The following is a 20,850-nucleotide window of genomic DNA, read 5'->3' on the forward strand; positions in this document are numbered from 1 at the left end:
GCCGTCGATCCAGTCCCAATCGACCTTGCCGGCAAGCTGAACCAGCTCGTGCTTCATATTGATGATCTGGTCCAGCCTGGCCCGGAACAGATCGCCCGATTCCGTCGTCCTGTGCTTCTTCGGTCGCATCGCCACCTCCGATGCGACGACGGAATCATGACTGGCGATTCGACGGAATCCTGAAAATGAAATTGCAAGGTTCCGATGCCCCAAGCATCAAAACCCTGCAATCGCAAAACAGCCCACAAAGACAAATGCGATTCTAGCTCAATCGCTTAGCCGCTCTTCACGGACGACCGCATAGCCTGAAGGCACCGGACACGAATCAAAAAGCGGACCGGCACGGCCGGTCCGCTTTCGTATTCGGGGTGGTGAAATGAACGCTCAGGTGCCAGTGCGCTTGTCGTTGCCGAAACGGCGGACGACGCGGCGCTCGACCACCACGGAGCGCTGCGCGCCCTGTTCGCCAGCGATGACGCGCGTGGCCGTGATGCGGCTGTTGGTGCGGGCCTGCTTCTTCACCTCGGCCTGGACAACGTCGAGCGGCATTCCCATCAAGGCTGCGGCGATCTCGGCCTGCTGCGCCTGATCGTCGGTGATGCCGACGGCGGCGAAGATCGCCTCATCCAGGGTGGGCGGATCGTGGCGCACGCGCCGCGTGCCATATTTGGTGTTCCAGTCTGCGCTCATAACGGCCTCGTTTTGATGCCGGGATACCTAGTGCCCTGAATGTTGCATTGCAATATGAAATCGGCGTGGCAGCTCAGCTATGCACCGTTCGGGTGTCATGGCGGTGACACAGCACCTGCGACGACCCCCACACGTTGCTGAGGCCAGCGTTTCAGAGCTGCGTCTCCGGCTTCGGTGAGCCGGTAAATTCCCCGCTCAGTGCGTTCGAACCAGCCATACACATTGTTAAGCAAGATCTTGCCGGCATCGGGACAACGTTCCCGCAGCTCGCGCACGGGCTTCGGGCCTTCGGCGAGCGCCGACGCGCAGGCCAGTGCCTGCTGCCGATAGGCCGTCATGATCGGTGCGCGGGTGCTGCCGCCGAGCACGGGATCGCCCTGGCGCCGCTGATGCTCGGCGACGAGCCGCGAGCGCACCTTCGGCTCCCGGCGCGGCGCAGCGGTCGGCGGTTTCACCAGCACCTCGACCTGGCCGCGATCGGTCACCCCAAGCATGCCGAAGCCGAGACGGCGGCAGAGATTGCGGTAGCGCGCATCGCTCTCGCGTCCCTTGCCGCGCGCCGACATCTTGGCCGCGATCCAGACCTCGTCGCCGGCCGGCGCGCGGTCGACTGCCTGCAGGATCAGCTCGAGATTGAAGGCAAGCTTGAGCTCGCCGATGACCACGACCGGCGGATCGCCGGCGCTGAGACCGACGAGATCGCAGCCGCCGATCTCGCCCTTGACCGTGAAGCCAAGCTCTTCGAGGAAGCGTTTGACGGGCAGGTATAGCGCGGTTTCCAAGGCGGTTCCGATCGGAGAATCAGTTGCGGCTAGTCTAGTGCCTTCTCGCCTCTGATTGAATCAAGCCGGTGTTCGGACGATCAGATCAAAACGCAATCACACCCGACCACCTACCGGAATCAGCGCACCGGTGACGCCGCTCGCGGCGTCGCTGGCAAGGAACAGGATGACCTCGGCGAGTTCCTGCGGCGTCACCCATCTGGAGAAATCGGCCTTCGGCATGTCGGCGCGATTGGCCGCGGTGTCGATGATCGAGGGCAGCACGGCATTCACGGTGACCTTGCCCTTCCATTCGTTGGCGAGCGCCTCGGTGAGGCGATGCACGCCGGCCTTCGAGGCCGCATAGGGCCCCATGCCGCTGCCCGCCTGGAGCGCGCCCATCGCGCCGATATTGACGATGCGGCCGGCCTTGGACGCGGCGAGGTGCGGCAGCGCCGCGCGCGAGGCGTTGAGCGCGGTGAGCACGTTGAGCGCGTGCATGCGCTGCCACGTCTTGATGTCGCCGTCGCCGATGGTCTCGAAGGCGAAGCCGCCGGCGATGTTGATCAGTGCGTCGAGCCGGCCGAAATGCTTTGCGGCCGCATCAACGGCGTTGTTCGCTTGCGCTGCGTCGGACAGGTCGACACCGCCGATCTCGATGCGGTCGGGCGTCGGGGGCACTTGCGAAGGCGCGTGATCGATGCCGGCCACGCGCGCGCCGCGCGCCAGCGCCGTCTCGGCGACCACCTTGCCGAGCGCGCCGAGTGCGCCCGTCACGAGAACCACTTTTCCGTGCACGTTGCTCTCCGTCGTTACCTCTTGCGCTCCGACATTGCGCGGGCCGAATTGGACTTGCAATGCCGGCGGCTTCAAGGCTGAATGAGTTCTGCAACCTTGAATAGCGTGAGGGCGTCGGTATGTCCGAAAGTCTGCCAGCCGTAGACATCCCGCAGGACATCATCGCGCTCAAATACCCGCTGCGACGCTTCTTTGAGGCTCTGCGCGGAGAAGGTCCGGCTCGCATCGTGGCGATGGGATCATCCTCAACGGCGGGACGTGCGGATGTCGTGCCTTACCCCGCCCGCCTGGAGATGTATTTGAGGCAGCACTACGCCGGCCCCTTGCCGAAGCTTCGCATCGACGTCCTGAACCGCGGCAAGGGCGGAGAGGAGGCGCCGACAGAACTCGATCGGTTCGACGCAGATATTTTCGCGGACCGGCCCGCGATGGTGCTTTGGCAGGTCGGGACCAACGCTGTCTTCCGCAAGAACGAGTTCAACTTTCAGCAGGTGCTGGACAGTATCGCCGAAGGCGTGCGCCGGCTGGGGCAGCATCCAATGGATGTTGTGTTGATTGATCCGCAATATGTCACCGCCATGCTCCGCGACGACAAGGCCGAGCTTTCGGAGCAGATGGTCTCGAAGATCCGGGAGATCGCGGAAGCTGCGAAGGTCAATGTGTTCCGACGTTGGGCCCTGATGCGGCATTGGCATGTGCAGAATGGCGTGCCATTCGACCAGATGGTCGATCCAACGGATCGGCCCGACATGCTTCACCAGAGTGACTGGAGCACGCTTGAGGTCTCCAAAGCCCTGTGTCAGGCGATCACCGACGCTGTCCCGCCGGGGACGTGGCTGACCGACCAAGCAACGTCCTGATCAGGCTTGCAGATAGCGCGCCTTCAGCGCGGCCCGCTCGGCTTCGCCGAGCTTGAGCCCGTCGCGCAGATAGGTTTCGAGATCGCCATACTCGCTGCCGACGGCCTCGAAGGCCGCAGCAAGATACGAGGTCTCCACGCTGCCGATGGCGTTGCGGACGTCCTCGGGCAGATCCGTGGCGGCCGTCGCATCGCGCTTGTAGTGACGGTTGGTCAAGAGGTAATCCTCGGCGATGATGTCGTCGGGCACGCCCAGCGCATGCAGGATCAGCGCGCTGGCGAAGCCGGTGCGGTCCTTGCCGGCGGTGCAGTGGATCACGAGCGGCGCGCGGTCTTCCAGCAAATGGCCGAACAGCGCACGAAAGCAGTGCGTGTTGTGGCGAACATAGTTCCGATAGGACTCGCGCATGAGCTCGAGCGCCACGGGCGCGGTGAGCGTGCCCCGGGTGAGCTCGGCGCGCAGCGCGGCGACGACGGTCGGCTCGATCGGCAGCGAATGCACCGTGATCTCGTTCACGACGCAGATGCCAGCTGCGCGCTCCTCCAGGCCACGGAAATCGAATGCGCTTCTGACGCCCAGCGCGCGGACGATCTCGACGTCGGCTGCGGTGAGCTGGCCGAGATGATTGGAGCGGAAGATGTGCCGCCAGCGCGTGATGCGGCCATCGGTGGTCGGATAGCCGCCGAGATCGCGAAAATTGCTGGCGCCTTGCAGGGCGAGATGGCGGGCAGGAGAGTCTGACATGAGATCAGCTTGGGTTATGTTCCATTGGACGCACGACGGGCGTTCTTAAGGGCTACTAGAGGGGGCGATCATGGGCTGCCACAAGGCCATTCTTTTGGCGGTCACCATGCTGGCGGGCGGAATTTGCCACGCGCCGCAGGCCGATGCGCAGACGTTCCGGACCTATCGCTGTGCCGATGGTACACGGTTCATCGTTGGTTTTTATGATGGCGACAAGCGCGCCTTTCTGCAGATCGACGGCGAGCCCGTAACGCTCGCGAAGCGGCTGGCGGTCTCTGGCGCGCGCTATTCGGGAGCCGGTATCACGCTGACCATCGGGAAGGCCGGGACCACCACGGTCAAGCATCTGAAGCGGCCGGTCACGGCCTGCGCGGTGATTTGATCGGCATGGTTCAGGCAGGAATCAAAAAGGGCCGAAACGCCGTTGTTTCGGCCCTTTTCAAACTGCCGCCGGGCGACTTCGAGAGCGCGGCGGTCTCAAACCAACGATAGGCATCAGCGATCCCATTTCGGCTTGGCTTCGTCGACCGCATCCTGGTGATACCAGCTGTCGCTGCAGATCGAGACGTTCGAGGGCAACGAGGCGTGATCGGCAGGAAGGCGGGTCTCGCCGTAACGGCGTCCCCCGAGCGCCGCACGGCCGCCGACGGGGAATTGGTAGATCTTCGCAGATCCGTGACTAAGACCATTGTTCATCATTACGATTTCTCCTTGGTCGAAGCGCCTTGGCCTCCATGGTGCGCCCGACTCGTTCGATTGTGGTTACTGGAATCCCCATATCGGCCGGGCTTCCCGGATTGGAAAGTGCTGAAAAGAAAATCAGTTTCCGCCCAATTTGTGGGCAGGCAGCCTTCTGCATCGTCTAAGGCACGATCCCTCTGACCAACGCATGGGCCATTCCGAAGGTTGCGGGGCAGGGGGCGTATAGTTTGCGAAAATTGCCGGACGTTGATGCGCGTTTAGTCGGCAACCTCCGGGACGATGCTAGCTGCTCCAGAATCGGGCGTTCTCCGAGGAATTTTGCAGTGTAGCTTCACGTGAAGGTGCGCGGCTATGACGCACAGTGCCGTGAGTGGTTCGCCGGCGACGTGGGAGGTCGGCCGCGGTGGAAAACCGCCCGTACTGCGGCTTTTTGGCACGTAAAATGCTTGGGAAGCGCCGGCCGATGATGGCCGGGTACAAAACGTGCGGGGGCCTTCAGGCCCCCAACCTTTCGCATCATCTACAGAGAGGCTCAATGACCAAGTACAAGCTCGAGTACATCTGGCTCGACGGATATACGCCGACTCCGAATTTGCGCGGCAAAACTCAGATCAAGGAATTCGCGTCGTTCCCGACGCTCGAGCAGCTTCCGCTCTGGGGCTTCGATGGCTCCTCCACCATGCAGGCCGAAGGCCACAGCTCCGATTGCGTGCTGAAGCCGGTCGCGGTGTTTCCGGACGGCGCGCGCACCAACGGCGTGCTGGTGATGTGCGAAGTCATGATGCCGGACGGCAAGACCCCGCATCCGTCCAACAAGCGCGCCACCATCCTGGACGACGCCGGCGCCTGGTTCGGCTTCGAGCAGGAATACTTCTTCTACAAGAACGGCCGTCCGCTCGGTTTCCCCGAGGCCGGCTATCCGGCGCCGCAAGGTCCGTACTACACCGGCGTCGGCTATTCGAACGTCGGCGATGTCGCCCGCAAGATCGTCGAAGAGCATCTCGACCTCTGCCTGGCTGCCGGCATCAACCATGAAGGCATCAACGCGGAAGTCGCAAAGGGCCAGTGGGAATTCCAGATCTTCGGCAAGGGCTCCAAGAAGGCCGCTGACGAAATGTGGATGGCCCGCTACCTGATGCTGCGCCTGACCGAGAAGTACGGCATCGACATCGAATTCCACTGCAAGCCGCTCGGCGATACCGACTGGAACGGCTCGGGCATGCATGCGAACTTCTCGACCGAGTACATGCGGACGGTCGGCGGCAAGGAGTATTTCGAGGCGCTGATGGCCGCCTTCGACAAGAACCTGATGGACCACATCGCCGTCTACGGCCCGGACAACGACAAGCGTCTGACCGGCAAGCACGAGACCGCGCCGTGGAACAAGTTCAGCTACGGCGTTGCCGACCGCGGCGCGTCGATCCGCGTTCCGCACTCCTTCGTCAACAACGGCTACAAGGGCTATCTGGAAGACCGCCGTCCGAACTCGCAAGGCGACCCCTACCAGATCGCTTCGCAGATCCTGAAGACGATCGCGTCCGTGCCGACCGACAAGAAGGCCGCGGCCTAAGATCCTCCCGGCCCGGGCTGGGGGGCTGGCCCGGGTTGGTCTCAATCCGCCGGAGCTGCAAGGCTCCGGCGGATTTTTGCATTTGAATGACGGCCGTTTCCGTGTCTGCCGACCGCGGCTCCGCGAAACTTGTCCATTGCTGCCGAAAGCGGGATAGAGTGCTCCAGGATGCGGGCAGGGCCGGGGCACGGCTGGTGTTTGAAGGCTTCTACAAGGTGAGATTTCAGCTCGGCGATGCCATCGGCCGGAGCGTGATGCATGCCGGCAACGGCAAGATGCTCGGCGGCAATTCGGCCTTCGCTCATATCGGCACCTACGTGAAGACCGGCGAGGGCGTGGACGTCGTGATCAGCACCGTCCGCCATAACCCGGATCCGAGCTACCGCGCCATGGCGGGCACGGACGATGCGACCTTGATCGCGAAGGGCTGGGCGGACGGCGATCTCTATCGCTTCAAGGGTGAGCTGAAGGAGCTGCCCGGCGTGCCGTTCCAGTCGGTGATGACGCCGATCACGGATGACGAAGTACCGATCGCCGGCGGCGTCGGCGAGGCCGGCATCGCCAACGGTCTCTACTCGATTCATCTGCGGATGCTCGACGGTCTCGACGGAGGCCTCACCGGCGTGATGCTGCTCAACCAGGGCCGCATCCTCGGCGGCGACGCATCATTCCATTATCTCGGCAGCTACACCGCCGCGAACGGCCGCTGGAAGGGCCAAATCCTCAACCAGGAGCACACGCCGGCCAAGGACGATCCGATCTTCGGCGGCCACGAGGTCGGCATCGGCTTCTCCGGCAGCTACGATGCGGAGCACGCGGTGCTGGAGGCGACAGCGCTTGCCGGCAAGCGCAGCCTGCGCCTCACCGCCGCGCTCAAGCTGATGCATCGCGCCTGATCGCGCCAGGAACCGCGCATGGAAAATGTCCGCATGCTCTCGACGCTCGGCCTCATGGGCGCGATGCGCAGCCTGTCCTCGGCCTTCGAGACTGCAACCGGCATCCATGTCGATGCCGATTTCGCGCCGACCCTGGCGCTGCTGAAGCGGTTGCGCGAGGGCGAGGCCGCCGACCTCGTCATCCTCACCCGCGAAGGGCTCGACGAGATGATCGGCGAGGAGCGCGTGATTGCCGAGAGCGCGGCTGATCTGGCGCGGTCCTTCGTCGGCATCGCCGTGCGGGCCGGGCAGGCGCACCCCGACATCGGCAGCGAAGCGGCGCTGCGCACGACCCTGCTCGCAGCGCGGTCCGTCGCCTATTCGCGGCTCGGAGCGAGCGGCGTGTACTTCGCCCAGCTGATCGTGCGGATGGGGATCGCGGCGGAGATCAACGCCAGGGCCACCATCGTCGAGCAGGGATTTACGGCGGAGCGGCTCGCGACCGGCGAGGCGGACCTCGCCGTGCAGCAGATCAGCGAGCTGAGGCAGGTCGGCGGCATCGAGGTCGTCGGCCCGATCCCGCATGAATTGCAGACGCCGGCCGTGTTCTCCGCCGGCCGCATGGCGAATGCGAAACATGCCGAAGCCGCCGACCGGCTGCTGCGCTATCTGGCATCGCCTGATGTCGTGCCCGTGCTGCGCCAATCAGGACTCGAGCCTTGAATTTGCCGGGACGGGGACGCAACGTGACGACCATGCGGACTTACCTCCTCGCCATGCTGTTCACGCTCGCCGTGCCCCTGACGGCGCAGGCGCAATCGGCCGACCTCGTTCTGTGCGACCGGGTCGCCGCCGATCCCAGCGATCCCGACAAGCCGGCCGACGTGAAGGGCGTGGCGGAGATCGCGGCCTCCGACATTGCAACCGCGGTCAGGTTCTGCAAGCAGGCCGCGCCATCCTCGCGGCGCGCGATGTTCGCGCTCGGCCGCGCCTATGCGGCCAACAGGCAGACGGCCGACGCGATCGCAGCCTGGCGCAAGGCCGCCGACAAGGGATCGAGCGCGGCCATGGTCGAACTCGGCGTGGCCTATGCCACCGGCGCGCGCGTCGCCAAGGACGAGGCGCAAGCGCGAAAGCTGTTCGAGAAGGCGGCGCAGGCCGGCAACCCCCGTGGCGTCAGCAATCTCGCCGCGCTCGGCGGCGCAGGTGGCGCCGCGCCGGCCGATCCCGCGCAGGCGCGCGCGCTGCTCGGCAAGGCTGCCGAGACCAACGCGGAAGCGCAGTACCAGCTCGGCCTGATGCTCTCCGAAGGCGCGGGCGGTGCGAAGGACGACGCCGCGGCGCGTGCGCTGTTCGAGAAGGCGGCGGCACAAAACCATCCCGGCGCATTGGAGCGGATGGGCGCCTTCGCGCAGGAAGGCCGCGGCGGGCCCAGGGACAAGGACGCCGCGAAGGCCTATTACGAGCGCGCTGCGGCGCTCGGCGACGAGGACGCGAAGAAGGCGCTGGAGCGCATTCGCTGTCCCTATGCGATCAAGGACAAGCAGGGCAAGCTCGTCACCACGCTGTGTTTCTGAGCAGAGCCGGGACCTGACGGAACCCGGCTCGCGCGTACGTCGTTGTCGTCCGGACAAAACGGAGCGCGATCATGATCCGCAAACTGGCATCGGGCGAATACCGCCTCTATTCACGCAAGGTGAATCCGAAGACCGGCAAGCGTCGCAATCTCGGCACGTTCAAGAGCCGTGCAGCCGCCGAGAAGCACGAGCGCGAGGTGCAGTACTTCAAGCGTCACTGACGCGTGAGGGCCTTTTCCGCGAGTCAGAGACAAAAGTCGAAAAACAACCCCATGCACAGTAGCCAAGCCGTTGAAATCACACGCATGCGGATTTTGCGAAGTCGATTTGACCCGTCGGGCAAAACAGGGGCATAATGGCATCGTGGTGGACGTGCGTTCCGTGGCCGGTGCTGCGCGGAAAAGCCGGTGGCTTCAGTGCCGCGACGATGCTAGGTAGCCGACAATTGTTTTCCGATTTTGCGAGTTCAAGGCATTGCTGGACGGGCTCTACAAGGTTGAATACGGCGTCAACGACGGGTTTGGCCGCAGCATCATGTGCCTGCATGACGGCAAGATGCTGGGCGGCAATTCGGGCTTTGCGCATCTCGGCAGTTATGTCGAGCGTGACGGCGAGATCATCGCCCAGGTCATCACCGAGCGGCACAATCTGGACCCCAGCTACAAGCCGCTGATGGGAGCGGATGTCGCCTCGATCGCAGCGCGCGGCCGGCTCTACGGCAACCAGATCCGTCTCGAGGGCGGCGCGGACACCATGCCGGGCGCCAGGTTCTGGGCCAATCTCACGCGGCTCGACGACGAGGGGGGGCCGCCGAGCGGTGCGGTCGGGCCAGGCGGTATCGCCAACGGGCTCTACGGGATGAAGCTGAGCGCGCTGGACGGCATCGATGCTGGACTGTCCGGCGTGATGCTGCTGATCGACGGGCGCATCCTCGGCGGCGATGCGTTCTTCTACTATCTCGGCTCCTATTCCTCGGCGGACGGCCGGTGGAAGGGCGAGATGCTGAACCAGGAGCACACGCCGGCGAAAGGCGAGAACCCCGTGTTTGGCGGCTTCGAGGTCGGGATCGGCTTCTCCGGCACCTGCACGGCCGACAGCGGCGAGCTCGAAGGCATCGCGCTCGCGGGGAAGCGCAGCTTACGGCTTGCGGCGTCGCTCAAGCTGATGCGGCGGGCGTAATCTCGCCGCCGCTCAATGGTAGGGGACGAATTTGGCACCCTCGGCGAGAAATTTCGCGGCTGCCTTCATTGCATCGAGAAATATCGACTTCATCGCATCTGACCTCGTCTTTGCATGAGCAAGCAAAGACCGTGCCCGGCTCGGGCAGCTGCCATGCCGACGCTTCGCGCACGTTGCCATGGCTAGAGAGTCGATATCGTCAGTTGCTGGGCAGCGAAGCTGACGCTTTTGAAGAACTCGTCGACGAGCCGCGGAGCTCGAAATCGGTACAATCGGGCGAGCACGAGTTGCTGCGGTCGGTCCACATCGGCAAGGGGCCGGGACGTTAGCGTCCCATGGCCATAGACATTGTAGGGTGGCACAAAGTTCAGCAGCGCGTAGCCGAATCCGTTCGCTACGAGACTGCGGACCATCTCGAAGGAGTCGACGCGGTACGCCACAGTTGGACTGAGGCCGCGGTTTGCGAACAGCGACAGGAAGTAGTCGCGCGTCCGCGGCTGATCGAGCAGCACCATGGGCAGTGCGACTAGGTCGGAGAGGCTGCAACTCTGGCTGGAGGCCAGGGGATGTGCACTCGGCAGGACCACCTGGATCGGCATTGATCGCAGCGGTGAGGCGTGAAGCGTCGTCGGAATATCGTAGTCGTAGACAATGATCAGGTCGAAGCTTCCGTTGTGCAGACCGTCAAGCAGCGCTTCGTGCTTGTCCGCGCGCCAGCGCATTTCGATGTCTGGATGCTTCTCCTGGAGGTCGCGCAACACCAGCGGGATCAGATAGGGGGCGATCGTCGCAAGGCATCCGACGTTGATGCGGCCGGCGGCTCGAAACGGTCCTCGTTGCGCAACGGCCTCGATTTCGCGGGCGTGGAGGAGAATGTTCCGAGCATGGGCGGCGAGATCCTGTCCGGCCGAGGTCAGCACCAGACCGCGCGCGTGACGGCGGATGAACAATTGAGTCTGCAGAAATTCCTCAATCTGGGCGATCGCAGTCGAAATGGAGGCAGACGATACGTTCAGCGTTTCCGAGGCGCGCAACACGCTCTCGTGGTTCGCAGTTGCGAGAAAATACGTGAGTTGTCGCAGCGAAAGCTTGGGAACGGCCTCGCCGACCTCGATCTGGTCCCTGTATTTCTCGCCCGCCAAATCGGTTCACCTCGCAAAGGTCCATTTTCAGGCAGTGTCTGCGCGCATCATAAGCGCTGCCGCTGATCTATTGAGCAGTTCAAGATTTCCAAACTCGTCTCGCATGTAACTATTATTGGCAGAACCAGAGCCGCACACAATACTCGAATGAGACTAATTCCAACGACCCGCGCGAGCGGAACGAGGGCAGCGATGGTTGCGCAAAAGCAGTTTCTGACGACCGCCTATGGTGGCTACCTCAAGCAGGAGATACCGGGAGAGAACGTCGAACTCACGCACGTGGAGAAAGGATCGCCTGCCGGCGAGCTGCTGCGCCGCTACTGGCAGCCGATCGCGTTGACGTCCGAGCTCACAGACGTGCCGCTTGGCTTCCGCATGTTCGGCGAAGACCTCGTGGTGTTCCGCACCACCCAGGGCGAGTACGGGATTCTCGACCGGCATTGCAGCCATCGCGGCACGTCGCTGGAGTTCGGCCTGCCGACGGAGAATGGATTGCGGTGCTGCTATCACGGCTGGCTGTTCGGCGTGAACGGGCAGGTGCTGGAAACGCCCGGCGATCCCCCTGGCACCGCGCTCAAGGACCGGCTGTTCCACGGCGCCTACCCCTGCAAGGAATACAAGGGGCTGATCTTCGGCTATTTCGGGCCGCCCGACAGTATTCCGGAATTTCCGATCTTCGACAGCTACGACTATCCCGATGACAGGCTGGTGCCGTATTGCATCACCTATCCCTGTAACTGGCTGCAGGTGCAGGAGAACGTCATGGATCCGGCGCACGCCGTATTCCTGCACACCCGCGTCACCTTCTCGCACTTTTCCGATACGTGGGGTGAATTGCCGGTGATGGACTTCGTGGAGACGCCGACCGGCATGATCTACGTCACGACGCGGCGCTGGAAGGACAAGGTCTGGGTCCGCTCCAACGACATCATCATGCCGAACCTCGCGCAGGTCGGCCACATCTGGGAAGACGGCCAGGACGCCAAGCAGTTCGGCCGCGTCGGCATCACCCGCTGGACGACGCCGATCGACAACACGACCTGCAAGGTGATCGGGTGGCGGCACTTCCATCCCGAGGTCAATCCGAGGGGGATCGGCAAGGAAGAGGATTGCGGCCTGGAGAAGGTGGACTTCTACGGCCAGGGCGCCGGCGGTTCGTTCGAGGAGCGGCAACGCCTGCCAGGCGACTACGACGCGATCGTCACGCAGCGTCCCATCGCGCTGCATGGGCTCGAGCACCTCACATACTGCGACAAGGGCGTGGTGATGCTGCGCAAGTTGCTGCGCCGCGACATCCGCAAGGTCGCCGCCGGCGAGGAGCCGCCGCGTTCGACGCTCCGCTCCGGCGGCGCGATCCCCACCTATTGCCACGACACCGTCCTTGCAATCCCGCCGATCGCGGGTGTCGACGATCTCGAACTGCAGGAGGAGGTCGGACGCCGTGTCACCGAGATCGTGATCGCGGGCGATCATCACGCCGCCGACGACCGGCACGACGTCGTCCGCAAGCTTCTGAGCGAATACGAAAGCAGCGTCGCATCGCAGGCCGCGGCCTGAGCCTTCAACGAAGAGAGTGTGAACGTGTCGATCAAAAGTCCCATTCATCCCGGCGCGGTGGCCTGGACCGGCGAGAATCCCGGAATCTATCTCAAGGACACCCAGGACGGTCCCTGGACCGGGCTGATGTGCTTCTTCCGCATCTTCTACTCCGCGCACGGCATGGGTAGAGGCATCGTGGTTCTGGACCAACCCGGCCTTGCCAAAGGCCGGCCGGACGCCGACAATTTCTGTATCAGTGACAACGAGCCGCTCGCCAGATATCTGGTTGCGGAGTTTTTCTCGAAATTCGCTTCGTTCCGGGTCTCGCCCGGCATCGGCGCACTGACGTACCTGCCGATGGTCGAGTGCCGCCGTGAAGGCAGTACGCTGTCGAGCTATTCGGAGATCGTGCGCGCCGCCGACCTGGAGGTGGTCGCGACATGGTCGAAGCTCGGCTCGCCCTATGCCGTCGACATGCCGGCCGAGAGCGGCCCGACCAAGCTGCACCAGATGTACAGCCTTTTCCTCGACGCCGGCGAAGGCTCGGTGACCATCAACGGTCGTCCACTGGCCGGCAAGGTAGTGCAGCGAGATTTCGCCGGAACGCGCAAGAGCACGGCGTTCCTGGCGTTCTCCGAATCCTGGATGCAGGTCTAACGCAGAGGAGGGGCAATGTCCGACGCCTTGCAGTTTCTCATGAGCGGACTGGTGGTGGGCAGCATCTACGGGCTGATCGGCGTCGGCTTCACTTGCATCTACAACGTCACCGGTATCGTCAACTTCGCCCAGGGCGATTTCGCGATGGTGGGCGCGATGAGCGCGATCGCGCTGAACGTCGCAGGCGTGCCGCTGTGGCTCGCGATTCTGCTCGCCATCGTGATCACCAGTGTGGTGGCGGTGTTGATAGAGCGCACCGCCATCCAACCCGTCCGTGGCGACGTCATGCGCGGCATCATCGTCACCATCGGCGTCGGGGTGGTGCTGCAAGGTCTCGCCGCGATCATCTGGGGAACCGACGCGCAGCCGATGCCTGCGTTCTCGGGCGAGAAGTTGATCCATCTTCTCGGCGCAACCGTGATGCCGCAGTCGCTATGGGTGATCGGGATCGGCATCCTGGCGATGGGCGGCCTCGACCTGCTGTTTCGTCGCACCTATCTCGGCCAGATGTTCCGGGCCTGCGCGATGAATCCGTTCGCCGCGCGGCTGGTCGGCATGAAGGTCGAGACGATGAGTCTGGTCGGATTCGTCATGTCGGGCGCGCTGGGTGCGATCGCCGGCATCGTCGTCGCACCCATCGCGCTGACTCAATACGACAGTGGCCTGCAGCTGGGGATCAAGGGCTTTGTGGCCTGCATCGTCGGCGGCTTCGGCGGTCCGGTCGGCGCCGCCCTGGGCGGCCTGGTGCTCGGTGTGCTGGAGGCGTTCTCTGCAGGCTACGTGTCCTCCGGCTACAAGAACGCGATCGCCTTCGCGCTTCTGCTCGGCTTCCTGCTGTTCCGTCCCGGCGGGCTGCTCGGCGACTACGATCGGGTGCGCGCATGATGCGATGGCGTATTCTCGCGCTTGCTGCGGCGGCTCTCCTGGCCTGTGCCGCAACCGGTAACGGCTACATCATCAGCCTGTTGGTGGTGATCGGGCTGCAGGCACTGCCCGCGATGGGCCTCGCGCTGATCGCTGGATTTACGGGGCAGATCTCGCTCGGCCACGCTGCCTTCTATGGCCTCGGAGCCTATGGCGCGGCGCTGATCGGCCGGTGGCTCGGTGTTCCCGCCTGGGTCGATATCGCGCTGTCGACTGCGATGGTGGCGCTGCTGGCCTGGGCGATCGGCTGGCTCGTGTTTCGTCTCAAGGGCCATTACCTTGCGATGGCGACGCTGGCGTTCGGCATCATCGTGCAGATCTGCTTCACCGAAATGCATGGTGTCACCGGCGGTCAGGACGGACTGACGGGCATTCCGCCGCTGAGCCTGTTCGGCCTCACTTTCCGCAGCGATGCCGCAATGCTGGCGGTGGTCTGGCTGGTTGCGATCGCAGCGATCCTGGCCGCGCAAAATCTCGTGGCTTCGCCGACCGGTCTCGCCATGCGGGCGATCGCGGAAAACGAAGTCACGGCCCGGTCGGTCGGCAACGACGTCCAGTCGATCAAGCGGCTGATCATGATGGTAAGCGGCGCATTTTGCGCGCTCGGCGGCGGCCTCTATGCGCACTACATCGGTTATCTCAGCCCAGGCCCGTTCGACGTCGGTTTCTCCATCAAGCTGTTGCTGATGGTCGCGATCGGTGGTTTCGCCGACGTCTGGGGCGTGCTGCTCGGCGTCATCTTCATCACCTTGATCGGCGAACTGCTGAAGCCGCTCGGCGCCTATGACATCGTGGCTTACGGGACGCTGCTGGTCGTCAGCGTGATCTATTGCCCCAATGGATTGTTGCGCGGCATGGCGGCGCTCGTCGCTCGTGCCCGGCGGACGGCAATCGCGGGGAGCACGCGATGACGATCCCGTTGCTCTCGGTCAAGACCGCGTCGGTGAATTTCGGCGCCTTTCGCGCGCTGACCGACGTCAGCTTCGACGTCGATGCCGGCGAACTGGTCGCACTGATCGGCCCGAACGGTGCGGGTAAGACTACGCTGCTCAACGTCCTCTCCGGAGAGATCACTCCGCAGACCGGTTCGGTGCAGTTCGACGGTCAGACCATCACAGGCGAGGCGCCGCACGACGTCGTCGCGCGCGGACTGGCCCGCACGTTCCAGGCAGCCGAGCCGTTCCAGAATATGTCGGTGCGCGAGAACGTCATGGTCGGCGGCGTCGCGCTGCATCGCATGGGTCTCTTGTCCTCGATGATCGGCCGCGGGACGGCGGTGCTCGACCAAGGACGGTTGCGGCGCGAGGCCGACGAACATCTCGCGGCGGTCGGATTGGCAGACCTTGCGGATCAACAGGCGTCGATCCTGACCGCCGGCCAGCGGCGGCTCCTCAGTATCGCGCGCGTGCTCGCCTCGGGCGCGCGGATGCTGGTGCTCGACGAACCCGGCGCCGGGCTGAACGAGCTCGAGAAACGCGCGCTCGGCGACATCATCCTGTCGCTCTCGCGCACGGGCAAGACCGTCCTGTTCATCGACCACGACATGCCGCTGGTGAGCCGGCTGGCGCGCCGGATTCTGGTGCTTGACCAGGGCCGCATCATCGCAGACGGCGAGCCAGCAGACGTGAGGCGAAATCCGCGCGTGCTCGATGCCTATCTCGGGCGCCGAGACGTCGCCCAGGAGGCGCCGAAGGTGATCCGGGCCGTCACATCGCCGTTGCTGGAGATCGGCGGGCTCGGCGTCAAGTATGGTGGGCTCCTGGCGCTGGACAGCGTCTCGCTCGGAGTGGGCCGCGGAGAAATCGTGGCGCTGGTCGGCGCCAATGGCGCAGGAAAGAGCAGCTTGTTGCGGGCGATCGCGGGGGTGGAGCCGTGCAGCGCAGAGAAACTGACGTTCGGTCAGCGCGACCTGCGCGGCGTGACGGCGGACCGGCGCGTGGCGAGCGGCATCAGCCTGGTGCCGGAGGGGCGTGCGTTGTTCGGATCGCTCACGGTGCTGCAGAACCTCGCTGCCGGCCGCTACGCGTTGCGGCGGGCGAGGGGCTTCCATCACGTCGTCTGGCGCGACTCCGCCGAACGAAGCGCCTTCGAGCGACGGCTCGAAACCGTGTATCAGCTCTTCCCGGTTTTGCAGGAACGTGCGGATCAACTGGCGGGCACGCTCAGCGGCGGGCAGCAGCAGATGGTGGCGATCGGTCGCGCCCTGATGGGTGAGCCGAAATTGCTGATGCTGGACGAGCCCTCGCTTGGCCTGGCGCCGCAGGTCCTCATCGAAATCCTGCGCTGCGTCGAACGGTTGCGCGACCAGGGGCTGACGATCCTGCTGGTGGAGCAGAACGTGTCCGCCGCCTTGTCGATCGCCGACCGCGGCTATGTGCTCGCAGGCGGGCGGGTCATCGCGGAGGGCGCGGGGCGGACGCTGCTTCAGGACCGCGGCCTGACCGAGGCCTATCTCGGGTCGAGTGAGTCAGAAGCGGACGACGCCGGGCCAGGCCGTGACGTCGTCGCCGTCAACGGAGGTTGAATTGTCCGATCCTTCCTCCGCAATGATGGATCGCTCGGTCGAGACCAGCCTTCACGCTGCCGATCGCGCGGCGCTGGCGCGGATGCATGCCGTGCGTCCGGTCTGGCGAGGTGTTGCGGCGGCGCGGGACGTCATCGCGCTTCCGGATCGCACCATCCTCCATGCCGGCCCTCCGGTCCGGCCCGATGCGATCGCCGCGCCAATCGTCAACAGCGCCGTGATGGCGATCCTGTTCGAGCGCTGGGCGGCGGACGAAGGGGCGGCCCGGGCAATGCTGATGCGAGGGGAGGTGCGGCTGGCGCCCGCCCAGGATTTCGACGCGATGGTGCCCCTCGCCGCGGTGCTGTCGCCCGGCATGGCGGTGCAGATCGTGACCGATGCCGCCGACGCGACCAACGTCACGTGCAGTCCTCTGAACGGCGGAATGGCGCTGGCGCAACGGCTGGGTTTGTGCAGCCGCGAAGTGCTGACGCATCTGCGGTGGATGAACGGAAATCTTGCCGCGACCCTCGAGATCATCGCCGATCGAGACATCCCGCTGATCGAGATTGCCGATCCGGCGCTGATGGAGGGCGACGATTGCCATTCGCGCACGTCAGCGGCGACGCGTCGTCTGATCGAACAGCTCGCACCGCGGCTCGGCGGCGATACGCCGGAGCGCCGCTTTCTCGACCGGGCCTCGGCTTTCTTTCTCAATCTCTGGATGGCGGCAATGAAGTGCATCGCCAAGGCAGGGGAGGGAGAAGGGAGCAGCATCGTCACTGCGCTCGGCGGCAATGGGGTCGATTGCGGCGTCAAGCTCGGCGGCAGCGGTCAACGCTGGTTCGTCGCCGCGGCGGAGCCGCCCGAAGGCAATCTGCTGCCGGGCTTTCAGAGCAGCGATCGCCTCGGTGCGATCGGAGACAGCGCGCTGGTCGACGCCATGGGCTTCGGCGCGATGACCGCGCGGTCTTTGCCGGCAGATGGCGCCACCGCGGCGGAAGCAGCCCAGCTGCTACCCGCGGCTCATCCCGGCTTCGTACGAAGCGGGATCAGGGTCGGGACCATCGCGCGGGCCCTCGTGTCCGGCGGCATGCCGCTCGACGTCGTCCTCGGCATTCTCGATCGCAGGGGACACAACGGCCGCATCGGCGGCGGAATCTATCGGCCGCCCCGGGATCCGTTCGCCGCCGCGGTCGCTTCGCTCGCACCTACGACCTTCCAAACCCAGGGGATCTGATGATGACGACCAAGGCCATGCTGGCTGCGCTGATACTCATGACGTCCGCCGTCGGCGCGCAGGCGGAAGACACGATCAAGATCGGCGGATTGCTGGAGACCTCCGGGCCTCTGGCCTCGCTCGGTCAGCCCGGTCTCGAAGGTGCGATGCTCGCGGTCGAGCAGATCAACGCCAAGGGCGGTGTCGCCGGCAAGAAGCTCGAACTCGACAACGTCAACACCGAGGGCGACAACACCAAGACAGTGACGGCCGCCAAGCGGCTGCTCGAGCAGAACGGCGTGGTCGCCCTCGTCGGACCGATGAACAGCGGCTCGTCCTACGCGATTATCGACACCGTCCAGAATGCCGTAACGCCGATGATTTCCAACGGCGGCTCGCGTGGCATCGTCCTGCCCGCGCAGGACAAGAAATGGCTGTTCCTGTCGCCGCTCACCGACGTGCTGGTGCAGAGCGTCATGATGACGGACATGCAGAAGCGCGGCGCCAAAAAGATCGCGCTGCTGTATGCGGACTCGCCGTTCGGCACCAGTGGCCGCGACCAGCTCGTGAAGAATGCAGGCTCGTTCGGACTGACGCTCGTCGCCCAGGAATCCTACGCCAACGCCGACAAGGACATGACGCCGCAGCTCACCAAGATCCGCAGCGCGCAGCCGGATGCGGTGGTGATCTGGGCGACCGGCCCGGGCCAGGCGATTGCTGTGAAGAACTACCGCCAGCTCGGTCTCACTGCGCCGTTGTACATGTCGCACGCCGCCAACGACTTCAATTTCTTGCGGCTTGCCGGCGGCTCCGCCGACGACGTGCTGATCCCCTCGTCTAAGATCTACGTGATCGATTCACTTAAGGACTCCGATCCCCAGAAGGCCGCGCTGCGGCGCTTCGTGACTGACTACCAGAACAAGTACGGCAAGCCGCCAGCGACCTTTGCGGGAAACGCCTATGATGCCGTCAACATGATCGCGGCGGCGATCGGGAAGGGGGGCACCGATCGCGCCGGAATTCGGGACGCCATCGAGGGTCTGAAGGACTATGTCGGTGTGACCGCGGTGTATTCCTACGGCCCCGACGATCATTTCGGTGCAAAGGCCGACAGCGTCGTGATGCTGACCGTGAAGGACGGCAAGTTCACCCTGGCGCAGTGACCGCCGCTGGCCACAGGAGCGAGCCATGCCGACCCTTTTCCTCAGCTTTGCGGATGGCGATTGCGTGCGCATCGAGGCGAATCCAAGTGAGACGGTCCTGGTTGCGGCGCGGCGCGCCGGAATCCCGCTGAGCTCGGATTGCGAGGTTGGCGATTGCCAGACCTGCCGTGCGACCTGTTTCGGCGGCGATCTGGACTACGAGGACGGCGCGTCGGTGTCGCTGTCGCGGCAGGAGATCGACGCCGGGGAGATGCTGCCCTGCGTAGCCAGCGCCCGCACCGACGTGCGGATCAGGCTGCCCTATGAGCGCGGCAAGCTGATCCCAGCGAAGCCGTTTTCGATGAAGATCGAGAGCATCGAACGGCTGAGCGCCTCCGTGGTCCGAGTCGTTACGCGCACGCTCGGACTTTCACCGATCCGGTTTCTGCCGGGCCAGTACGTCAATTTTCACGTGCCGGGTACGACGCACTGGCGCTCCTACTCGATGGCCAATTCTCCCGGCGACGATCGCTGCTTGGAGTTCCTGGTTCGCCTGCTGGAGGACGGGGAGATGTCGCGTTATCTGACCGAGCGCGCGGCCGTGGGCGACGTCGTCCAGTGTCGCGGCCCGCAGGGCGTTTTCTATCTGAGATCGGGCGAGCGGCCGGTGCTGATGGTGGCGGGCGGAACGGGCGTGGCGCCGATGATGTCCATGCTCCGGCAGATCAAGGCGCCCGGCGAGAGCCGCAACGTCACGCTTTGCTTCGGTGTGAATTCTGCCGATGATCTCTTCTTCGTGGACGAGCTGAACGAACTCGCCAGGGCAATTCCGGAACTGGACGTGCGGATTGCGGTCGCTCAGGGGCCGAGCCCGACGGGTATCAGCCAGGGACTGGTCACGGACCTGATCGGGGAGCGCTCTCTTTCAGGGCACGATGTCTATCTGTGCGGCCCGCCGGCAATGGCGGACAGCGCGCGCCGCATCGCGATCGGGCTGGGCGCGGCTCCCGACAACGTCATCGCGGAACGTTTCGTCGCGGCCGGGGCGGCGGCTTGAACCGGCAACGCTGCGAAAGCGAAACCGGCGTCCGGCTCCGGGCCCCTACACGCCGGTGGTGACCCCAACGCGGCCGAGGCCTGGCAGTTTGAGCGCCGGGCGCCGGATGTCGATGCCGAGCACGGCGCCGAAGAAATTGATCTCCAGGCCTTCGACCCAGCCGATCGAAAAGCCGATATATCCGGCAAGTGAAGCATAGATGCCTGTGCCGGACGCCGTTACGCCGAACCATCTGCCGGTATACGGGAAGTCCTTGCCGATCGCGGTCGGCGGCAGGACGGCTCGGAGCTCAGGGACGGAGTCGAGTGCGGCCTGCACGAAGGTGTTTGAATTGGGACCAGGCCAGACGCTGTAATCTCCATAGGATCGAAACCTGTAGTTTTCGATCACATCTCTGATCTTCGGGATCAGCGCCTCCGCGCGCGCTCCATCTACGGCCACAATGGTTTCCGGCGCAGCGCCGAACCACCGCCCGTCCGGAGCGAAGCCGTTGGTGCGGATCGGCTCGCCCCACGCCGTGTAGTCATACCGGGTGTAGGTCGCGGCATCCTTCTCTTTTACGACGATCCAGGTGTGAATTGCGAAGATGCTGCGCCATCTCACCGTTCTCGCCCCGAATACCCGTACGACGGCTTCGCGATGATCGGCCGCGGCGGCCAGAAGCCCCGCGCTCGACCGATCGGCCGTTTGCCAATTCTGGCGGCCATCGCCCAGCCAGAAATATCTCGCCGCTGATGCGGTAAGCGGTGCGATGACGAGGAACAGAAAGATGAGCAAGGGCTTCTTCAAGGGAGCGGTACGGCAGGGGCTTCGACGAAACTATATAGTTCGCATGAATGCCGCCGCCATAGCTGCTCCCATTGGTTCCCAACGCGCTTGTCAGCAGCGCCGGACGGGCACCCGAGATTAAG

Annotated in this window: 23 protein-coding genes; 16 read left to right on the forward strand and 7 right to left on the reverse strand. The window is 64.4% G+C overall.

Annotated elements, in window-relative coordinates; genetic code table 11:
• Positions 1-384: 384 nt before the first annotated feature.
• From H1B27_RS25010 to H1B27_RS25020, 3 genes are all read right to left on the reverse strand, one after another.
• Positions 385-690: a hypothetical protein gene (locus H1B27_RS25010; protein WP_028182079.1), complete on the reverse strand. Its 306-nt coding sequence runs from the start codon at positions 688-690 to the stop codon at positions 385-387.
• A gap of 95 nt (positions 691-785) precedes the next feature.
• Positions 786-1,472 (reverse strand): DUF2161 domain-containing phosphodiesterase, encoded by a 687-nt coding sequence (locus H1B27_RS25015; protein WP_061876527.1) that lies wholly within the window; start codon positions 1,470-1,472, stop codon positions 786-788.
• Between the two features lie 96 nt (positions 1,473-1,568).
• Positions 1,569-2,249, reverse strand: a complete 681-nt coding sequence (locus tag H1B27_RS25020; RefSeq protein WP_197967881.1) for an SDR family oxidoreductase — start codon at positions 2,247-2,249, stop codon at positions 1,569-1,571.
• A gap of 119 nt (positions 2,250-2,368) precedes the next feature.
• Here H1B27_RS25020 and H1B27_RS25025 point away from each other — a divergent pair, with 119 nt between their 5' ends.
• Entirely contained in the window at positions 2,369-3,109 is a 741-nt protein-coding gene (locus H1B27_RS25025) for an SGNH/GDSL hydrolase family protein (protein ID WP_061876528.1), read from the forward strand.
• Here the strand turns inward: H1B27_RS25025 and H1B27_RS25030 are convergent, their stop codons facing one another.
• The gene (locus tag H1B27_RS25030; RefSeq protein WP_061876529.1) at positions 3,110-3,853 is read right to left on the reverse strand and encodes a tyrosine-protein phosphatase; all 744 of its coding nucleotides are present in this window, start codon (positions 3,851-3,853) and stop codon (positions 3,110-3,112) included.
• Positions 3,854-3,923: 70 nt separating this feature from the next.
• Here H1B27_RS25030 and H1B27_RS25035 point away from each other — a divergent pair, with 70 nt between their 5' ends.
• Positions 3,924-4,235 carry an MliC family protein gene (locus H1B27_RS25035; RefSeq protein WP_061876530.1) on the forward strand — a complete coding sequence of 104 codons (312 nt, stop codon included), beginning with the start codon at positions 3,924-3,926 and terminating at the stop codon, positions 4,233-4,235.
• Between the two features lie 113 nt (positions 4,236-4,348).
• Here the strand turns inward: H1B27_RS25035 and H1B27_RS25040 are convergent, their stop codons facing one another.
• The gene (locus H1B27_RS25040) at positions 4,349-4,552 is read right to left on the reverse strand and encodes a DUF2735 domain-containing protein (RefSeq protein WP_061876531.1); all 204 of its coding nucleotides are present in this window, start codon (positions 4,550-4,552) and stop codon (positions 4,349-4,351) included.
• A 538-nt stretch (positions 4,553-5,090) separates the two neighbouring features.
• On the opposite strand from H1B27_RS25040, the gene H1B27_RS25045 reads away from it, so the two are divergent.
• From H1B27_RS25045 to H1B27_RS25070, 6 genes are all read left to right on the forward strand, one after another.
• Entirely contained in the window at positions 5,091-6,125 is a 1,035-nt protein-coding gene (locus H1B27_RS25045; RefSeq protein ID WP_061876532.1) for a glutamine synthetase beta-grasp domain-containing protein, read from the forward strand.
• A 194-nt stretch (positions 6,126-6,319) separates the two neighbouring features.
• On the forward strand, positions 6,320-7,021 hold the full coding sequence (locus H1B27_RS25050; RefSeq protein ID WP_197967956.1) for a GrlR family regulatory protein: 702 nt from the start codon (positions 6,320-6,322) through the stop codon (positions 7,019-7,021).
• 18 nt (positions 7,022-7,039) lie between these two features.
• Positions 7,040-7,723 carry a substrate-binding domain-containing protein gene (locus tag H1B27_RS25055; RefSeq protein WP_197967882.1) on the forward strand — a complete coding sequence of 228 codons (684 nt, stop codon included), beginning with the start codon at positions 7,040-7,042 and terminating at the stop codon, positions 7,721-7,723.
• A 32-nt stretch (positions 7,724-7,755) separates the two neighbouring features.
• Complete coding sequence (locus tag H1B27_RS25060) at positions 7,756-8,577, forward strand: tetratricopeptide repeat protein (protein WP_197967883.1); 822 nt, start codon at positions 7,756-7,758, stop codon at positions 8,575-8,577.
• A 71-nt stretch (positions 8,578-8,648) separates the two neighbouring features.
• Complete coding sequence (locus H1B27_RS25065) at positions 8,649-8,798, forward strand: hypothetical protein (RefSeq protein ID WP_007609497.1); 150 nt, start codon at positions 8,649-8,651, stop codon at positions 8,796-8,798.
• 253 nt (positions 8,799-9,051) lie between these two features.
• Positions 9,052-9,756, forward strand: coding sequence for a GrlR family regulatory protein (locus H1B27_RS25070; protein WP_061876535.1), 705 nt, complete (start codon positions 9,052-9,054; stop codon positions 9,754-9,756).
• A gap of 182 nt (positions 9,757-9,938) precedes the next feature.
• On the opposite strand, the gene H1B27_RS25075 is transcribed toward H1B27_RS25070, so the two are convergent.
• Entirely contained in the window at positions 9,939-10,898 is a 960-nt protein-coding gene (locus H1B27_RS25075) for a LysR family transcriptional regulator (protein ID WP_197967884.1), read from the reverse strand.
• A gap of 192 nt (positions 10,899-11,090) precedes the next feature.
• Between H1B27_RS25075 and H1B27_RS25080 the strand changes: the two genes are divergently transcribed.
• The 8 genes from H1B27_RS25080 to H1B27_RS25115 all read left to right on the forward strand — a co-directional run bounded on the left by H1B27_RS25080 (position 11,091) and on the right by H1B27_RS25115 (position 19,939).
• The gene (locus H1B27_RS25080; RefSeq protein ID WP_197967885.1) at positions 11,091-12,455 is read left to right on the forward strand and encodes an aromatic ring-hydroxylating dioxygenase subunit alpha; all 1,365 of its coding nucleotides are present in this window, start codon (positions 11,091-11,093) and stop codon (positions 12,453-12,455) included.
• A gap of 24 nt (positions 12,456-12,479) precedes the next feature.
• Positions 12,480-13,094 carry a hypothetical protein gene (locus H1B27_RS25085; RefSeq protein ID WP_210343486.1) on the forward strand — a complete coding sequence of 205 codons (615 nt, stop codon included), beginning with the start codon at positions 12,480-12,482 and terminating at the stop codon, positions 13,092-13,094.
• Between the two features lie 15 nt (positions 13,095-13,109).
• Complete coding sequence (locus H1B27_RS25090; protein WP_197967886.1) at positions 13,110-13,979, forward strand: branched-chain amino acid ABC transporter permease; 870 nt, start codon at positions 13,110-13,112, stop codon at positions 13,977-13,979.
• Positions 13,976-14,929 carry a branched-chain amino acid ABC transporter permease gene (locus tag H1B27_RS25095; RefSeq protein ID WP_197967887.1) on the forward strand — a complete coding sequence of 318 codons (954 nt, stop codon included), beginning with the start codon at positions 13,976-13,978 and terminating at the stop codon, positions 14,927-14,929. Before H1B27_RS25090 ends, H1B27_RS25095 begins: the two co-directional genes overlap by 4 nt.
• Positions 14,926-16,542, forward strand: a complete 1,617-nt coding sequence (locus H1B27_RS25100; RefSeq protein ID WP_197967888.1) for an ATP-binding cassette domain-containing protein — start codon at positions 14,926-14,928, stop codon at positions 16,540-16,542. The genes H1B27_RS25095 and H1B27_RS25100 overlap by 4 nt, the downstream gene beginning before the upstream one ends.
• Before the next feature lie 220 nt (positions 16,543-16,762).
• Positions 16,763-17,761, forward strand: a complete 999-nt coding sequence (locus H1B27_RS25105) for a YlbE family protein (protein ID WP_197967889.1) — start codon at positions 16,763-16,765, stop codon at positions 17,759-17,761.
• Positions 17,761-18,903, forward strand: coding sequence for an ABC transporter substrate-binding protein (locus H1B27_RS25110; protein ID WP_197967890.1), 1,143 nt, complete (start codon positions 17,761-17,763; stop codon positions 18,901-18,903). The genes H1B27_RS25105 and H1B27_RS25110 overlap by 1 nt, the downstream gene beginning before the upstream one ends.
• A gap of 64 nt (positions 18,904-18,967) precedes the next feature.
• A complete protein-coding gene (locus H1B27_RS25115) occupies positions 18,968-19,939 on the forward strand; it encodes an FAD-binding oxidoreductase (RefSeq protein WP_197967891.1) in 972 nt (323 codons plus the stop codon).
• A 45-nt stretch (positions 19,940-19,984) separates the two neighbouring features.
• On the opposite strand, the gene H1B27_RS25120 is transcribed toward H1B27_RS25115, so the two are convergent.
• The gene (locus H1B27_RS25120; RefSeq protein WP_197967892.1) at positions 19,985-20,716 is read right to left on the reverse strand and encodes a DUF3750 domain-containing protein; all 732 of its coding nucleotides are present in this window, start codon (positions 20,714-20,716) and stop codon (positions 19,985-19,987) included.
• Positions 20,717-20,850 lie beyond the last annotated feature (134 nt).

This window comes from Bradyrhizobium diversitatis (assembly GCF_016031635.1).
Taxonomy (GTDB): domain Bacteria; phylum Pseudomonadota; class Alphaproteobacteria; order Rhizobiales; family Xanthobacteraceae; genus Bradyrhizobium; species Bradyrhizobium diversitatis.

What these genes read in the sequence shown, in the direction of transcription:
- H1B27_RS25065 (WP_007609497.1), top strand. Translation starts at nt 8,649, where the DNA reads ATGATCCGCAAACTGGCATCGGGCGAATACCGCCTCTATTCACGCAAG.
- H1B27_RS25040 (WP_061876531.1), bottom strand. Translation starts at nt 4,552, where the DNA reads ATGATGAACAATGGTCTTAGTCACGGATCTGCGAAGATCTACCAATTC.
- H1B27_RS25060 (WP_197967883.1), top strand. Translation starts at nt 7,756, where the DNA reads ATGCGGACTTACCTCCTCGCCATGCTGTTCACGCTCGCCGTGCCCCTG.
- H1B27_RS25110 (WP_197967890.1), top strand. Translation starts at nt 17,761, where the DNA reads ATGATGACGACCAAGGCCATGCTGGCTGCGCTGATACTCATGACGTCC.
- H1B27_RS25030 (WP_061876529.1), bottom strand. Translation starts at nt 3,853, where the DNA reads ATGTCAGACTCTCCTGCCCGCCATCTCGCCCTGCAAGGCGCCAGCAAT.
- H1B27_RS25090 (WP_197967886.1), top strand. Translation starts at nt 13,110, where the DNA reads ATGTCCGACGCCTTGCAGTTTCTCATGAGCGGACTGGTGGTGGGCAGC.
- H1B27_RS25010 (WP_028182079.1), bottom strand. Translation starts at nt 690, where the DNA reads ATGAGCGCAGACTGGAACACCAAATATGGCACGCGGCGCGTGCGCCAC.
- H1B27_RS25055 (WP_197967882.1), top strand. Translation starts at nt 7,040, where the DNA reads ATGGAAAATGTCCGCATGCTCTCGACGCTCGGCCTCATGGGCGCGATG.
- H1B27_RS25100 (WP_197967888.1), top strand. Translation starts at nt 14,926, where the DNA reads ATGACGATCCCGTTGCTCTCGGTCAAGACCGCGTCGGTGAATTTCGGC.
- H1B27_RS25025 (WP_061876528.1), top strand. Translation starts at nt 2,369, where the DNA reads ATGTCCGAAAGTCTGCCAGCCGTAGACATCCCGCAGGACATCATCGCG.
- H1B27_RS25080 (WP_197967885.1), top strand. Translation starts at nt 11,091, where the DNA reads ATGGTTGCGCAAAAGCAGTTTCTGACGACCGCCTATGGTGGCTACCTC.
- H1B27_RS25035 (WP_061876530.1), top strand. Translation starts at nt 3,924, where the DNA reads ATGGGCTGCCACAAGGCCATTCTTTTGGCGGTCACCATGCTGGCGGGC.
- H1B27_RS25105 (WP_197967889.1), top strand. Translation starts at nt 16,763, where the DNA reads ATGGCGATCCTGTTCGAGCGCTGGGCGGCGGACGAAGGGGCGGCCCGG.
- H1B27_RS25095 (WP_197967887.1), top strand. Translation starts at nt 13,976, where the DNA reads ATGATGCGATGGCGTATTCTCGCGCTTGCTGCGGCGGCTCTCCTGGCC.
- H1B27_RS25045 (WP_061876532.1), top strand. Translation starts at nt 5,091, where the DNA reads ATGACCAAGTACAAGCTCGAGTACATCTGGCTCGACGGATATACGCCG.